Raw genomic sequence first — 16,092 nt, 5'->3', positions numbered from 1 at the left:
ATATCATGTCGATGTTTATTAATACCAATGTGTCCTCGCTGAACTCTCAGCGGAACCTGATGAATACAAATAAGGCGCTGGATACCGCCTACCAACGCCTCTCCTCTGGCTTGCGGATCAACAGTGCCAAAGATGATGCGGCCGGTCTGCAGATCTCCAACCGTTTGACCTCCCAGATCAACGGTTTGAACCAGGGTAACCGTAACGCCAATGACGGTATCTCTCTGGCACAAACCGCTGAAGGGGCGATGGAAGAGATCACCGGTATGTTCCAGCGGATGCGGGTGCTGGCCGAGCAGTCAGCCAACGGCTCCAACACAAATGCTGACCGTTCTGCGCTGCAACAAGAAGTCAAACAGTTGGCAACTGAAATTAACCGGATTGCCAAAGATACTACTTTTGGTGGGACCAAGTTGCTGGACGGCACCTATAAAGGGGTTTTCCAGGTAGGGGCGGATGCCAAACAAACCATCAGTTTTTCACTGACTCAAGCCAATGGTTTTAGTATTTCAGGCATAAATGCCGCCGCTTCAGCCGCTGGAGGATTCGCTTCAATTGCGACGTTGTCTATCTCAACCCAGGATAACGCACAGAGTGTGCTCGGTGCAGTGGACAAGATGATAGCCGGGGTAGACCGGAAACGGGCTGAGCTGGGTGCAATCCAGAATCGGATGGAGTCGACCATTCGCAACCAGGCAAATATCGCCGAAAACCTCTCATCTGCCCGGTCTCGGGTACGTGATGCGGACTTTGCAGTAGAGACGGCGACGCTGACCCAGTACAACATTTTGCAGCAGGCAGCCTCCACCGTATTGGCGCAGGCAAACCAGCGCCCTAATGGCGCGCTCTCGCTGTTACGTTAATACTGATTATGGGTACTAGGAGGCTATTATGTCGACCGATTTAAATGTAGGCGTTAGCTCCTCTCCTGTTGTAGGGCGTAGTGATAACGGCAGCCGGGAGGCTGCTGTTTTTGCATCGACCAATCCGAAACTGGAGGGCAACGTGACTACACGACCCATTGGTGGAGCAGGATCAAATGAAGCTGAATCAAAAGGGGCATCTCTGCGCGCTCTAAGTTCCTCGGTAAATGATTTAAGGCAGCAGAAGGCTGATTTGGAAAAACAGGTACAAGAATTGCAAGAGGCTGTTGCAACAAAGGGCTGGTACTTGAATATTAGTCAGGATAAAACAGCCGGTAAAACGGTGATTAAGTTGCATGACAAGGAAACTGGGGATCTGATCAGGCAAATACCAAGTGAGGAAATGTTAAGCATATCTCGGCGGTTCAAGGAGCTTGAGTTGGCCAAGAGAATTGATGGTGCTCAGCAAATAGGCCTCTTGTTTGATCAGTCAATCTGAACAGGTGGTAGCCTGATCTCATATGGGGAGATATTGAAATGGCGAGTATAAGCTCAGCAGGTGTAGGGTCCAATTTGCCACTTAATGATTTGATCCAGGCAGAGTTAAGTGCCAAAAAAACACAATTTGAAAGGCGCATTGTGGGCCGTGAAACTCGCCTGAACAGCAACCTTTCTGGTATAGGTCAACTCAAGTCAGCTATCAGTACCTTTAATTCTGCATTACAAAAACTGGCTAAACCAGCAGATTTTTCTGGTAACAAGGTGACGATTGGCCAGTCTGCAGATAATCAGCTACTGGCATTTACGGCAACCAATAAAGCCAATACTGGAAATTACAATATTGCAGTTAAGCAGCTTGCCACTGGCAGTTCTTTTATTTCGGCTGATAACGCATTTACATCTTCCTCCGATATTGCAACGTTATCTGCTGGTACATTGACATTTAGTGCTGGGGGGAAAACCCTTAATGTTGATTTGGCCGCTAATGACACCTTACTCGACATGCGGAATAAAATTAATAGTGCATCTAATAATTTCGGCGTCTCTGCGAATATTATAAATGTCGATGGTAAGTCACGACTTGTTATTGAGTCATCCGTGAGTGGCCAAGGTAATGATTTACAGGTGGCAGCCAGTAATGCGGACTTACAGCGTTTTTCAACCAGTGATCCTGCATCTGTTATGGGAAGCCAAAAAAATGCAAAAGATGCAATAGTTGAAATCGACGGCCTGGAAGTTAATAGTGCTACGAATAAATTTGACAATGTGATCCAAGATACGTCGTTTACCGTGTTACAATTGAGTGAAAAAGATGCGGCGAATAACTATAAAACAACCAAGGTAACCGTAGAACAGGATAAAGGAAAAACCAAGGAAAATATTGAGGCGTTCGTTAAATCATATAACGCTTTGATGGATACTATGGATACACTGGGTAAGCGACCAACGATAGTGGGTGGCGAGCGACTGGGGGATTCAGGTCCTCTAGCTGGCGATCAAACTCTCAATGGTGTTAAGAGCCTTTTATTCAAAGAGCTCTCATTATCTACCGTAGACAACGACTCACTTTTTAATGTGGGCATTAACATTGATAAAAAAGGACGTTTGTCTATTGATAATGCAAAATTGACAAAAGTGATGGATGAGAATTTTGGTAAGTTGGAAAGTGTCTTTTCTGGTGAAACCGGGTTGGCGAAGAGACTTGATTCACAATTGAACGAATATACTAAGTCCGCAGGCTCTCTTGATAAAAGACGTGATAGTCTTGAACGGGATGTCAGGTCAATTAAACAGGAACGTGTAGATTTTGATGCTTATCTTACTAAGTACGAAGAGGGGTTGCGCCAGAAGTATGCCCGCTTGGATGTATTGGTTGCCAGGATGAATTCATCTATGGGTAGCTTGACTACCTTGGTTAATATGAACAAGAAGTCCTAAACGGATAGTTTTTGAGAGGTTATCATGTACAACAAATCACTTGGCGTCTATAAGAAAAATTCACTTGAAGCTGAGCTGTCTGTTGCAGATCCACACAAGGTTATTCAGTTGTTAATGCAAGGTTTTTTAGAAAGAGTCGCTCAGGCTAAAGGTGCAATTGAGCGCAGTGATTATCAGTTAAAAAGCGATCGTATTTCATCGGCAAATGCAATTTTAAATGGATTGAAAGATAGCCTTGATATGTCTCAAGGTGAAATATCAGAAAGATTATTCTCTCTTTATGAATATATGGGTGAACGTCTGCTGGATGCTAGCGTAAAAATGGAGGTGTCACCTCTGGATGAGTCTATGAAACTTATGTTAATGATCAAAGAGTCTTGGGATAAGATACCTGATCAGGAAAAGCAAAAAGCGTATACTATCCGGCAATCACTTGGGGATTTATAGGTTTTATCGTGGCATATAAACAGTTGCTTGACGCGTTGCAGCGTAATACAGCGCACATATTAACATATGTGGAATCGGAAAGTTTTGATACCCTTGATGAACTATTTGATGAGAGAGAAGCAATCATCTCTTCTCTCTATTTTGCCAATGGATGGGAGGAGCGTCATTTAGAACAGCTTGATAGCATATTAAATGCAAGTATTATAGTGAAAAAGAAACTGGAAGAGGCAAAGCAAATAGTACAGAAGGAAGTCTTTTCTATCAGTAAAAAAAACAAAGCAATTAATCACTATAAAGCAAACGAAATTTAATTATAATCAGCGTGGTGACTGGGAGGGGATATGATTAAGCCTGAAGAGATACTAGCAAAAATAACACAAGATGCTGAGCGAATAATGCTTCAGGCTGAGCAAGAGAAAGCAATGGCTGAAGTTTTGCCTATTCGTTTTGAGCAAAATATGGTTGCGTTCTCTAAATATATACCATCTATACACAAGGCTTTTATAAATTATAAAGTACAAAGAGAATTTAGATTTTTCTGCACTGAAAATGGAATTCCTAATCTAGCGTGGATAGATGAAAATGTAGCTATTTATGGCGATGACCCATATTATCAATGCCAGCAACAAATAAAGCATATGATGTCCTCTAGTGCTAGTGGTGGTATTCGCTTTGGAACAGAGAAAAATTTTTTTAATCAAATTCATATTGATTATTTAAATCAACTTGCTGAGCTTTTGGCAAAGAAAAGAAGTGAATACAGTCCCCTTCAGCAAGTCCCTGAATCAATGCCATTCATGATGATGTTTGGTGTAGGTTTAGGATATCAGCTAGGTTATTTATATGAAACCTGCAAGGTTGCCAATTTGTTTGTTTTTGAACCTGATCTAGATCTGTTTTATGCTTCACTCTATGCTTTTGATTGGGCATCTTTACTTGATTACATTATGGCAGAGAATCTCAGGCTCCATATTTTTTTAGGGCAGGATCAAGATAACTTGATGAATGATGCACTACATGCTATTCACAAAGCTGGGCCATTTATTGCCGCGGCCCCTGTCGGACTAGTGCACTACCCATCAGAAATTATTGAACATCTTGTCGCTAAAATGAAAAAAGAGTTCTTTCTTTTTACTATGGGCTGGGGATTTTTCGACGATAATATGTTAGCTCTCTCGCATAGCGTTGAAAACATTTCAAAAGGTATTCCATTTTTAGTCAAAGGTAAGAGTCTGCCTAATAAATATAACACTGTACCAGTATTCATTATAGGTAATGGTCCATCGTTAGATGCCACCATTCCATATATAAAAGAGAATAAAAATAAAGCCATATTAATATCATGTGGTAGCAGTATTTCAGCGCTGCACAAAGAAGGGATTAAACCTGATATATATGTAACCATAGAAAGAACGAAAGCGGTACCAGATTTCATCGCATTGATTAATGATGAAGATTATCTTAAAGATATATTGTATATAAGTACTGATCTCACTCACCCTGATTGCCACCAGTTTTTTAGACGTAGCCTTTTAGCATTCAAGCCTAACGAGCCAATGCTATCTCTTGCTAGTATTAATTTCGAAGAGATTCAAGGATTTGATTATTTTAGTCATGTTAACCCTTTGGTTGGAAATACGGGAATTTCAGTTGCGGCCCGCTTGGGATTCAAAGAGATATACCTTTTTGGTATCGATAATGGTCATTATGACAGTGAGCATCATCATTCCAGGTTAAGCTCTTATTATGATGATAATGGCGCCCCTATTGCTGCATTACAACGTCTTGCGACAGCTGGGTCTGATCAGGTAATTCCTGGTAATTTTGGTGGGGAAGTTATCTCTAGCAAAATGTTTGTTACTTCAATCAGAGTCATGGAACGGCTTATAAGGGAATATTCTGGCACAAACTTCTTTAATACCTCCCATGGGGCAAAAATAGAAGGCGCCGATGCTTTAGATATAAAAGAAAATCAGTTTGGTGAGCTCCCAATTTCCTTTAATAAGATTGATATTATTGAGTTCATTGCGGCGGAGGTCTTCAAACCACTTAATATTGATAGATCCAGGGTGGCTTCGGCTCTTGATGTTGATTATTTCAACTTCTTTATCGATAAGGTTCTCTTGGAGTGGAAAGAACCTTTACTATCACGTGCTGACGTTGTCAATAGAATGATGAGGCAATTTGAGTATTTACTGATGATAGAAAACAGTAGACAATGTCATATCTCCAGGGTTCTAATCGGTACATTCAATTATTTATTTAGTTTCCTCATCACTTTTTGTCATGCTTTCGCGGATGAAGAGGAAACGTTGGAGGCAGTAAGTGATGCACTTGAAATATTTAATGCGTATCTATTGAAAGCCAAAGAGTTATACCCTCAGGCGCTTGATAGTCCTGACAAAGTAGATTGTGAAATTATTAGTCTATATCGCAGTAACTAATTATAAGCCCAAGTTTTACTTGGGCTTTATATTATCATATTTACGTGACTCAATCAGTTATCACAATGCTTTTCGTATTGTATTTTGGCATATCAGAAACAGGATTACCCATAATTAGTAGTTACCACAAAACCTGGCAGCGACCAAACTTGGGGGATTGAGGTATGGATAAATAAAATAGATGTAGCCATGATGACCTACCTGAAATAGAATAATGGTTCAGAATGGCTGCTCATCATCAAGCAAAAATACTAAATACAGCTGCGAAATGACGGTGGAGTGTGTCTTATTATAAAGAAAAACCGTCATCCACGACAATATTTTGTCCGGTCACATATCTGGATTGATCTGATAATAGAAACATAACGCTACCTACAACATCTGAAACATCAAGCATTCCCTTTCCACATGTCTGTTTTTTATAGGCTTGACAAAAAATTTCAGATTGATTATCAAGTAATCCCCCCGGACTGATCAAATTAATTCTGAAACGGCTGTCATTCACATATGTGACAACATATTTACTCAAGTGCTGTATTGCAGATTTTATTGCCGCATACTCCACAGGCATTGTCATTTTTGTATTGTTGTAAATGTCAAATTTAGGTGCAACAACACCATATATGGAGGACATATTGACTAATGAAAACGCAGTTTCATGTGTTTTGAAGTACGCGGCACATTGTTGAGTAAATAAAAAAGCACTACCCAGATGAAGAGATATATTTTCATTAAAACTAGAAAGTGATACATCAAAAAAATGTGCGCCATAGGTTTTATTTCTCGGGTAGGTGGCATTGACTGCACCATCAAGATGTTCTTGTCGTGCAAATAATGTCTTGAGGCTTCCCTCGCAGGTTACATCCAGCGATATCAACGTCAGATTATCGTCTGCAATGTCTACACCCTGAGTGGCAAGACGCTGGGCCATGGCATCGACATTGATATCTGCTGCAATAACCTTGCCCCCTTGGGCAAGAATGGATGGAACCAAATGAGATCCCAGCAAGCCACCTGCACCTGCGACCAAAAAACACTTATGTTTTAACAAATTGTTCATTATTTCCGCACTCCTATAATAGCCTCTGCCAGTTTAAAGTCGTAAATGTCGTCAATATCGACAGCGCGTTCTTTCGGCACTTCGATACTGGTGACTTTTCCCGAGAACAGCCCACAGTGTGCCAGCACAAAGGCTGGTGTCGTTGCATATACCACGGTTGTGATATCAAAAACCTGGGGCGCATCCTGGCGTCGAGCAACATTGCCCGCCGGTTTATTGACCAACTCGACCCGGCCATCCACCGTTTTCTTTACCATGTTGAAATAGGGACTGCGATTAGCTGGCGTGACGGAGATACAGATATCGGCATTTTGCTCACAACGTTTGGCAATGGCCGCTTCAACATCACTCACACTGCGCAGCGGGCTGGTTGCCGGCAAGCTGATGAAACCATCGAATGCTCCATAATGCGCGGTGGCCCATTCAATGGCATGTTGCCAGGAAAGCCACTCCGGACTGCTATCTGTCGCCAATTCGGATGGGCGCTCGATAACCACCGCACCGGATGAGATGGCAACGTTAGCAATGGCAGCATCATCCGTAGAAACAAACACCTGGCTAATCGAAGGTGATGCCAGAGCCGTATCTATGGAATATTGCAACAAGGGTTTTCCCGCTAATGGGCGAATGTTTTTACCTGGCAACCCTTTTGAACCACCACGAGCGAAAATAAACGCGAAATTTTTCATCTGATTCAAGTTCCGGTTACCTGTTATCGATAATGAGAGTACGCTTTGACTTCTTTAATCAGTGTAACCGTTTGTGTAGCCTCCTCAATTGAGGCACCATTATTCTTTTTCCCCTGAATAAGATTGACAAAGTCTGAAATCATAGCGAGATACATCTGGTTTTTATCCCAAGCGGGATCACAGTAGATGATCTCAATACCGTTGGCCGAGCTAAATGTGACTGAGTTGTGAATCAGGTCCCACTCCAACGTACCTTCACTGCCAATCACTCGGCATTTGCGATGCGCTTTTCGTTGGAGAAAATCCAGATGAACCGTGGCAATGGCGCCCGTTGTGTCGCCAAGTATGATATCGGCCATGTCCTCAACCGACAGGCCAAGCTCTTCGGAAGAAGACAAATTTGCGTATTTTACTTGAAGCGGTCCAAGCAGCCACTGGATATAATCAAATTCATGGCTGAGCTCCAGTAACACCCCGCCACCCAATTCTGCTCGTGCGGAGACACTGTGGCGATAATCTATGTTGGGGCGCCAGTCCGGCAAATATTGCCCGGTTTCAACCTGGACATGGTAGCAGCGGCCCACTTTCTGCTCAGTCAACAGATCTTTCATGAGCATGGCCGACGGTAAATAACGCAGGCAATATCCGACAGCCACCCGAGTATTGTGCTCTTGGCTGGCAGCCTGAATGGCCTCACAATCGGCAAGCGATGCCGCCAGGGGTTTTTCAATCAGAACGGGAATGCCCGCTTTTATCAGAGGGATTGCATGAACTGCATGCAATGTCGCAGGGGATGCGATGATCGCGAGTTCGATCTGATGCTGAATCAGCTCCTCTACCGAATAAACAAACACATCGCAATCACTGACCTCACTTGCGGCCACCTGACCACTGGCTGACATTGCATAGATGGAAGCAAAAGGATAGAGATACTTAAGATTATGTCTATGGCGAATAGATATATTACCCAGGCCAATCACAGCGATACGTTCCATTATGAGCGGAATCCTAGTGTAGAAATATCTGACTGGGCCCTGTTAAAATCCTCCATTCGTCCAATATCTAACCAGTATTCATGAAGGGGGAACATTGATATACGTTTTTTTTCTTGCATATGTTTCTCAAGAAGGGTCGGCATATCAATACGTTCTCCTTTGATCACTGACTGCGCTATATATGAATTAACAACATAGATACCTGCATTAACAAAAAAATGATGTACGGGTTTTTCAACCATGCTGGTAATGTTATTTCCTTCTCCCGTTATCACGCCATAAGGAATTTGATAATTATACTCACGAACACACATTGTGGCATCTGAACCATTCTGAGTATGAAAATCTAGCAAACTGTTGAAGTCCACAGTTGTTAACACATCCCCATTCATCATGATCAGTGGTAGCGGAGGCAGATTGGCAGGCAATAAACCTAATGCGCCCCCTGTTCCAAGTGGATGTTGTTCATGAATATATTTAATATTTGCACCCCAAGCAGAACCATCACCAAAATAATCAGTGATAAGTTCAGGCATGTAATGAGTAGAAATATAGATGTTTTTGAACCCTGCTTTGATAAATTGATTAAGCAGGGTCTCTAAAATCGGTTTATCACCAACTTTTAGCATAGGCTTCGGGCAGGTATCTGTAAGTGGCTTAAGTCGAGTCCCAAACCCGCCAGCCATGATCAAAACAGGATTATCATATGTTGGTTGACTGGTTGCTTTTTCCCACGTTTCAAGTCCGATCAACTTGCCAGCGTCATCAACTACAGGCAGGGAAAGAATGCTGTGCTCGCGCATAGTCTCCAGCAGCTGCGCACGGGTCAGTTTGGCCGAGACTGTGATGGGGGTGGAGTTCATCACCGCCGTGACGCTTTGCGTCAGGGAGACATTGTTCAGGATGGCGCGGCGAACATCGCCATCTGTCACGACACCCAGCAAGTGCCGTAAGTCATCCACCACCAGACAAACCCGCAGCGCTTCTGCATTGATGACTGCCAAGGCATCACGCACCGAATGTTCAGGTGACAGCACTACTTTTTCCCAATTTTTGCTCATCCTATCCATCCTTTACTGCTTGATAGACACCACGCTGCCCCGGGCAACGTATGCAATCTGCTTTTCTCCGAGAGGGCGCGTCAGTGTAGCGCCAGCCCCGATCACGGCATCAGAGCCAATTGATATGCCCTGGATCACGACAGCTCCCGTACCGATATGGACTCTCTCACCCGTCACCACACCGCCGGATAACACCGCACCTGGTGCGACGTGGTTGTCATCACCCAGATGGCAGTCGTGATCCACAATGGCACCGCTATTGATGATGCTGTTGGCACCTATCCTGGCTCCGGCCTGAATGATGGCTCCCGCCATGACCTGGACCCCCTCTTCCAGCACGGCGTAATCAGAGACCATGGCCTTAGTGCTGACGACGCTTGCAAAGCGGTAACCAAGAGCGCGATAACGGGCAAACAACTCTGCCCGCAACGGGTTGCCCGGCAGGGAGCCGATACCATTGACTAGCTCCACCTCATCCGGGAGATGGGTCAGTATCTCCTCATCATGCCAGAGGGGAATACCTGCCAGCGCGGCACGCGGTGCATCAGCTGTGGGGGCAACCAGCGCGAGGGGAACCACTCCCTGGCTGCGCAGCATGTCGACCAGCACCGAGGCATGTCCGCCTGCCCCGAGGACAATGACCGGTTTATTCACGGATAAGTTCACCTGACTGATAAGCCTGCTTCGCAGGTTGCCCCAGAAGTTGCCAGTAGGCATAGGGGCTCATGCCGTCACCCGGACGCTTGATGGCGAGGTTGTCGGCACAGAGGATGGCGCCCTCCTCAATGTCGCAGGCAGCCACCAGGCTCTTGCGAGCGATCTCCTTGTTCTTGATCTCGCTCGGGCGAGGCCCTTTGATGCCGTCTCCCAGTGCCAGCTCCACATCGCGGATCCCTTTCACCATGGCGGCCAGTTCATCGGGTTCAAGAGAAGCCTTGTGATCAGGCCCTTCCATGTTGCGATCCAGCGTGAAGTGCTTCTCGATGAGGCAGGCTCCACGGGCGACTGCAGCCACCGGGATGGTGATGCCTTGGCTGTGATCCGAATAACCGACCGGCAACCGGAAGGCGTGCGACAGGGTATCCATGGCTTTGAGGTTGATATCCACCATGGGCGCCGGATACTCGGTCGTGCAATGCAGCAGGGTCACCTTGTTGGCAAGAGCGGCCTGACCCGCCTCGCTGGCATAGGCAGCCATGAAGGCGGCCTCACCGGGCTGCGCATCCTGCGGCGTGGTCAATCCGAAGGCTATCACCCCCAGGGCCGCCTCCACTTCTGCCAACGTGGCCATACCGGTCGAGACGATCAACTCGCAACCGGTGCGAGCATGGGCCAGTACGAAAGGCGCATTGGTCAGTTCCCCGGACGGGATCTTGAGGGTCTGCAACTTCAACCGGTTCACCAGAAAGTCCAGGCTCTCGGTATCGAAGGCGGTAGACAGAAACGCGATACCGAGAGACTCGCAATGGGCGATCAGACGAAGATGGGCATCGAACGAAAGCTCAAGGCGGGAGAGCATGGCAAGCTGGCTCTCTTCCTTGCCGGTGTTAGCGGTTTGATAAGCTGCCTGCTTGGCCTGGCGGGTCACCAGATTGACCGCCTTGAAGGTCTGAAATTTGACGACATCGACGCCTGCCCGGTGGGCTGCATCGATCAGTGCCACGGCGAGTGCTTCGTCGCCATTATGGTTGACGCCGGCTTCGGCGATGATGCGGGTCATGGCGACGGACTCCTGTCGAGATCATGGAACTGTTTGAGGGTGGGGGGGGCAAAATGCTTCAGGCGTGCCACGATTTGGCCGCTGGCGTCCCCTGCACCATAAGGATTGACATAAGCCTCCGGACCCATAGCCTGTAAGGCCTTGGCAATGCATTGCGTAATGGCCTCAACCTTCGCATCGCAATGAAGCACACTCTTCGCTGCCAGGCGCCCTTGTTGGCGTTGGCCGATATTGATGGTCGGGACCCCCAGCGAAGGCACTTCGATAATGCCGCTCGACGAGTTGCCGATCACGGCGGCACTGTGTTTCACCGCGCTCAGGTAACGTCTGTAACCCAAAGACGGGATGGCCAGCACGCGTGCAGGATTGGCTGCCGCATACTGCTCAAGCAGTGGAATGATGGCTCGACCACCGTCATCTGCATTCGGGTACGTCAGGATGACCTGATGGTCGGGATAGTTATCCAACGCCGCCAGCAAGGCACAGAAACTCTCCCTGGCCGGTTCATCGGCCAGAGTCACGGTGTGATAGGTCACCACGAAGAACGGTGCGTCCAACGTAAAGCCAAGAGAGGATTGCAGCTCGTCCATGGAGAGCAGTGGTGTCTTGACGATGTGGTCCAGACCGACGGCGCCTACGTTGAACACCCGCTCAGGTGCTTCACCCAACTGGATGACACGCTGTCGATAGGGCTCGGCAGCCGTGAAATGCAGGTAGCTCAACTTGGTAATGGCATGGCGGATGGCGTCATCATAGGCCCCTTCGGTGATCTCACCACCATGAAGGTGAGCAACAGGTATGCGTTGCAACATAGCCGCCTGGGCGGCAGCTAAGGCTTCGAAGCGATCTCCGAGGATCACCAACACATCAGGCTGCTGACGCGCAAGCGCATCGGCCAACCCCAACAAGGCGACCCCCATACTCTTGACCACACCGACTGATGTATCGGAAGAGAGCAGTATCTCGATGCGCTCATCGATCTTGAAGCCATCCTGCTCTATCTGCTGATAGGTCAGGCCGAACTCGGGGGACAAGTGCGTACCCGAGACGATCAGCTTTAGCTCGAGGTCGGGATCCGCAGCAATGTCTTTCATCAACCAATAGAGCAGCCCGTATTCGGCGCGCGTACCGGTAAAGACGGCAATGGTGTTGGCCATGTTCAGACCTCGACAGGCGAGCTGGGCAGGTTAATAAGATGGGCTTCCAGCCACTCGGCATTGCTTAATTCTCCACGCAAGGCATGAGAGAACATGGGCAGGCGATGCATCAGTTTCCATACGGGCCGGGTCATGACACCAGCCTTGTTCAGCTCGGTCAGCAACGTATCCCGCTGGGTTTGATCTTCACAGACAATCGCATTGAGCCAGTAGTTGGAGCGTCCATAAGAAGGCTCGGTCACAAACTGGCATGCCTGTTCCTTGAAGAACTCCGCATAGTGCATGGCAAGCACCCGCTTTTGCGCCAGGAATTGCGGCAGGGCTTCCATCTGGGCACATCCGAGGGCCGCATTCAGATTGGGCATCCGGTAGTTAAAACCGGGTTCATCATGATAGAACTCGAACGGATGGGGCACCTTGGCGGTGGTGGTAATGTGCTTGGTGCGCGCCCCCTGTTCGGCATTCTGGCAGAGCACCATGCCACCACCCCCCGTGGTGATGATCTTGTTGCCATTGAAACTCAGGGCGGAAAACGCACTCAGCGTTCCCGTGTGTTGGCCTTTGTAGTAGGAACCCAGGCTCTCGGCAGCATCTTCCACCAGGGCGATGCCCCAGGCCTGACACACGGCCTGCAACTCGTCTAGTTCGACCGGATGACCAAAGGTGTGCATGGGCACGACGGCTTTGAGGCGGCGTCCGCTTGCCTTGTGGATGGCACCTGTCTCGGTGCGAGATGCATGCTCTTCCAGCCAGTTGGCCAGGGCAACGGGGCAGAGCCCCAGACTCTGGCGTGATACATCGACGAACACGGGTTCTGCGCCCATGTGATAGACGGCATTGCAGGTTGCCACAAAGGTCAGGGGCTGGGTGATCACCAGATCGCCGCTCTGCACACCTGCCATGTAGAGCGCGATATGTAGCGCCGCCGTGCCATTCATGGTGGCAACGGCACGGGCTGAACCGGTAAAGGTGGCTATTTGTTGCTCGAACTGCTCAACATAGGCACCGACACTGGAAACGAAGGTGCTTTCAAGGGTATCGAGCACATATTGACGCTCATTGCCGGCGAAGGTCGGGGCGTGAAGAGGGATGAAGTCATCGGTTTTATAGGTATCACGAATAAAACGTATCAATTGAGTATGCATACCGACTCCTTACATCTTGCCGTCGAGATACTTGCCCGTTTCTTTGTGAGCAAAATCCGGGATCATGGCGAAGAACAACTCGACGATCTCTTTCTTGTCCCAGGCGCGTTTTGTTTTCATGGCTGCAATGGTCTGCTCGAAATGGTTGAGCAGATCATTCTGATATGAGGGGTCATTCTTGATGATGCCCAGGTTCTCGAACCGGGTCATATCCAGCACTTCCTTGTCGGTGAAGAACTCTTCGAAGTCTTTTTCACCCGTGGTGTCACTCTCGGTAAAGAGGCAGGGCCACATCCCCTGCTCAGGCAGGCTCGCCATCAAGGCCCTGGCTTCATCCTCGTCCTTGCACAGATACGGCTTGTAACCATGCTGCTCCAGATACTTCACGGCAATTTCGGCGAAGGTAATCAGGTGGAGGGATTCGCTGAGCTTGGGGAAAAAGATATCCCTGTTCTCACCAAAGATGCAGGACATCAGGCACAGCTCACCGGACTCCTGGGGGGTCACGAAGTAGCGTTTGATGTCGCTGGGGGCGACGATGGGCTGGCGCTTTTGCAAACGCTGGTTGAAGCCATGCAGCAAGGAGCCATCGGAAAAGGCCACGTTGGCAAAGCGCGCGGTTGAAATGGCAATCTGTTCGCTGCGGCGCATCAGGAACATCTCCATGATGCGCTTGGACGCCCCCATCATGTTAACTGGATTGGCTGCTTTGTCAGTCGAGACACAGAAGTATTTTTTGACACCAACAGAGATAGCTTGAACAATTGTTTTGTCGGTATTAAAAACGTTCACATCAATCATCCGCATTAATGTGAACGGGTCTTTTTCACTACGCACGTGCTTTAAAGCAGAAAGATTTAGAACATAATCATAAGCACCATCAGATTTAATGAATGCATCATATTCAATAGAGCCAATATCTAGTGCGAATGTTTTAAAGTCACCATTAATATAGCCATAGCTGCTTCTAATATCTCGCACTAGTTCTACTAAATTATTTTCACTGATATCGACAACATGCAACGTTACCGGATTTCTTTTAAAAATTTCTTTGGTAACTGCTTGGCCAATCGAACCCGCACCACCAAGCACTAAGAATCGTGAGTTGGCAACAACATCATTTAACGTATGCTGACATTCAGCAACATCTTGCTCAAAAAGCGATGCTGAGCGACCTAGGAGTGCCAGAGAAGATATCATTTGTTCTCCCGAATCAAATAGTTAATTTTGTCTATCGTTATCTGCGCTAGTGTCATTTTGCTCTTTACGGTTCGCCATCATTGAAGGGGGCGTAGTATTAAGCAATGCATAAAGAGAAACATCGTTATTGCTGCCATACTGATTCAGACCTATAGCCATAGCTTTTTCAAATTCTTTGTTATGCATTCTGACGCAGTGATAACTATAAAATAAATTTGTGACATCTTGTAACGTAAGTGGATTTGCCATTGCTATCAAACAGAGATAACTACGTAATAAAAAATAATCCGCAATCAACAATTGATAGCATTGTTGGGGCGTAATATCAGGATCAAATGGAAAATTGTGGTGGTAGACATAGTAAACAAGATAGTTTTGCATTATGTGTGGATGAGCATTCAAAAAAGGCTCAACCTTTTGATGCCAAACATCATGTATTTTCGCAAGAGGTGTAATATCACCATCATCAGAAAATAATTCTGTTATTTTCTGCAAACAGTAATTAATAATTACTCTACCTCGACGGTTTTTTCTCTGGCTACTTAGTAATTGCAATTGCGTTAATTGGTGCAAGGCCCACCATTGTAGTTTATCTAGGTAAGGGATTTGCAAGAAGGCATTGTGCAATTCACCACTGTCTATCAAATTCCCTATTTGTGCTAGAAATTGCTGATTGGGCAGGCTATCTTCGCTTCGATGTAACATTAAACCAATGATCCACAATTTCTCTTCAATACTTATTCCTTGTGTCAAAAGAATATCGATTGAAAAAAGATGGTAGTTTTCTACTTGCTCAGATATCAATTGTGTCTTGTAGAATCCCTTGAATGGTTGAACCTCCATGGCCATGGCATCAGGATTGAGTAACACTTGACGGCACACCTCGGGGCAGGAGAGTGTCAGGCTCAATTTCAGATTGTCGCCAAAGCGGGTTTCAACCCGTGGATAGCTACGACAGGTATTGCTTAACGCATCGGCTCCTGCTTCCTTATGAATTTGGCACCAGCCATCAGATAGAAACGGGCAATATCCTTCCTCATTCAAGATAATTTGCCCCCAGTTATGATCATCTTTCTTCACTTTCTGAATATGCTTCATCGTTTCTGTACGAAGCCATAAGTCTGGATGACTTGAATAGGTGCGATAGGTTTTTTTATCAATACTTATGTTCCACCCTCTGCAACAAGTGTCTTCACACTTATCGCCAATACACTGGAAATTTTTGAAAAAAACCGGAACAAACTGATGAGCAGGGGGCGATTTGGTCATTTTATAAGTCCATTTTGGAGCTAAGGTTACACGCTGTAACCTAGCAAGTTTAGTACCATGATGAATCCAGAGCCTGTTTTTCCTGTGGCCGTTACTGTGAAACA

At 46.7% G+C, this 16,092-nt stretch carries 16 protein-coding genes; 6 read left to right on the top strand and 10 right to left on the bottom strand.

Annotated elements, in window-relative coordinates; genetic code table 11:
* Window positions 1-5: 5 nt before the first annotated feature.
* From AB5Y90_RS11880 to AB5Y90_RS11855, 6 genes are read left to right on the top strand one after another with little or no spacing between them, the layout of a single operon-like run.
* Window positions 6-863, top strand: coding sequence for a flagellin (locus tag AB5Y90_RS11880; protein ID WP_005353021.1), 858 nt, complete (start codon window positions 6-8; stop codon window positions 861-863).
* A 28-nt stretch (window positions 864-891) separates the two neighbouring features.
* The gene (locus AB5Y90_RS11875) at window positions 892-1,362 is read left to right on the top strand and encodes a flagellar protein FlaG (protein ID WP_080559463.1); all 471 of its coding nucleotides are present in this window, start codon (window positions 892-894) and stop codon (window positions 1,360-1,362) included.
* Window positions 1,363-1,400: 38 nt separating this feature from the next.
* Entirely contained in the window at window positions 1,401-2,801 is a 1,401-nt protein-coding gene (gene fliD, locus AB5Y90_RS11870; protein WP_368166902.1) for a flagellar filament capping protein FliD, read from the top strand.
* Window positions 2,802-2,825: 24 nt separating this feature from the next.
* Window positions 2,826-3,248, top strand: coding sequence for a flagellar export chaperone FliS (gene fliS, locus AB5Y90_RS11865; protein WP_005353017.1), 423 nt, complete (start codon window positions 2,826-2,828; stop codon window positions 3,246-3,248).
* Window positions 3,249-3,256: 8 nt separating this feature from the next.
* The gene (locus AB5Y90_RS11860) at window positions 3,257-3,559 is read left to right on the top strand and encodes a hypothetical protein (protein ID WP_005353014.1); all 303 of its coding nucleotides are present in this window, start codon (window positions 3,257-3,259) and stop codon (window positions 3,557-3,559) included.
* 30 nt (window positions 3,560-3,589) lie between these two features.
* Complete coding sequence (locus AB5Y90_RS11855) at window positions 3,590-5,692, top strand: motility associated factor glycosyltransferase family protein (RefSeq protein ID WP_005353008.1); 2,103 nt, start codon at window positions 3,590-3,592, stop codon at window positions 5,690-5,692.
* Between the two features lie 289 nt (window positions 5,693-5,981).
* Here AB5Y90_RS11855 and AB5Y90_RS11850 read toward each other — a convergent pair whose 3' ends face one another.
* Genes AB5Y90_RS11850 through fliB form a run of 10 tightly spaced genes read right to left on the bottom strand, consistent with a single transcriptional unit; the run spans window position 5,982 to window position 15,988 of the window.
* On the bottom strand, window positions 5,982-6,752 hold the full coding sequence (locus AB5Y90_RS11850; protein WP_335875373.1) for an oxidoreductase: 771 nt from the start codon (window positions 6,750-6,752) through the stop codon (window positions 5,982-5,984).
* On the bottom strand, window positions 6,752-7,441 hold the full coding sequence (locus AB5Y90_RS11845; protein ID WP_235462293.1) for an acylneuraminate cytidylyltransferase family protein: 690 nt from the start codon (window positions 7,439-7,441) through the stop codon (window positions 6,752-6,754). The genes AB5Y90_RS11850 and AB5Y90_RS11845 overlap by 1 nt, the downstream gene beginning before the upstream one ends.
* A gap of 23 nt (window positions 7,442-7,464) precedes the next feature.
* Window positions 7,465-8,436, bottom strand: coding sequence for a Gfo/Idh/MocA family oxidoreductase (locus tag AB5Y90_RS11840; protein WP_335875372.1), 972 nt, complete (start codon window positions 8,434-8,436; stop codon window positions 7,465-7,467).
* Window positions 8,436-9,497: a nucleotidyltransferase family protein gene (locus tag AB5Y90_RS11835; RefSeq protein WP_040095532.1), complete on the bottom strand. Its 1,062-nt coding sequence runs from the start codon at window positions 9,495-9,497 to the stop codon at window positions 8,436-8,438. Before AB5Y90_RS11835 ends, AB5Y90_RS11840 begins: the two co-directional genes overlap by 1 nt.
* A gap of 12 nt (window positions 9,498-9,509) precedes the next feature.
* Window positions 9,510-10,151, bottom strand: coding sequence for an acetyltransferase (locus tag AB5Y90_RS11830; protein WP_040095534.1), 642 nt, complete (start codon window positions 10,149-10,151; stop codon window positions 9,510-9,512).
* The gene (gene neuB / locus AB5Y90_RS11825) at window positions 10,144-11,217 is read right to left on the bottom strand and encodes an N-acetylneuraminate synthase (protein WP_335875370.1); all 1,074 of its coding nucleotides are present in this window, start codon (window positions 11,215-11,217) and stop codon (window positions 10,144-10,146) included. The genes AB5Y90_RS11830 and neuB overlap by 8 nt, the downstream gene beginning before the upstream one ends.
* Window positions 11,214-12,374, bottom strand: coding sequence for a UDP-N-acetylglucosamine 2-epimerase (neuC, locus tag AB5Y90_RS11820; protein ID WP_335875369.1), 1,161 nt, complete (start codon window positions 12,372-12,374; stop codon window positions 11,214-11,216). The genes neuB and neuC overlap by 4 nt, the downstream gene beginning before the upstream one ends.
* A gap of 2 nt (window positions 12,375-12,376) precedes the next feature.
* The gene (locus tag AB5Y90_RS11815) at window positions 12,377-13,519 is read right to left on the bottom strand and encodes a LegC family aminotransferase (RefSeq protein ID WP_335875368.1); all 1,143 of its coding nucleotides are present in this window, start codon (window positions 13,517-13,519) and stop codon (window positions 12,377-12,379) included.
* A 9-nt stretch (window positions 13,520-13,528) separates the two neighbouring features.
* The gene (locus tag AB5Y90_RS11810; RefSeq protein ID WP_335875367.1) at window positions 13,529-14,719 is read right to left on the bottom strand and encodes a UDP-N-acetylglucosamine 4,6-dehydratase; all 1,191 of its coding nucleotides are present in this window, start codon (window positions 14,717-14,719) and stop codon (window positions 13,529-13,531) included.
* 21 nt (window positions 14,720-14,740) lie between these two features.
* Window positions 14,741-15,988: a flagellin lysine-N-methylase gene (fliB, locus tag AB5Y90_RS11805; RefSeq protein WP_368166901.1), complete on the bottom strand. Its 1,248-nt coding sequence runs from the start codon at window positions 15,986-15,988 to the stop codon at window positions 14,741-14,743.
* Window positions 15,989-16,092: the final 104 nt, after the last annotated feature.

The sequence above is a fragment of the Aeromonas sp. R4-1 genome (genome assembly GCF_040908325.1).
In the GTDB taxonomy this organism is placed as follows: Bacteria; Pseudomonadota; Gammaproteobacteria; order Enterobacterales; family Aeromonadaceae; genus Aeromonas; species Aeromonas veronii.
The sequence above is the reverse complement of the archived record's forward strand: the minus strand, read 5'-3'. Positions and strand labels throughout refer to the sequence as shown.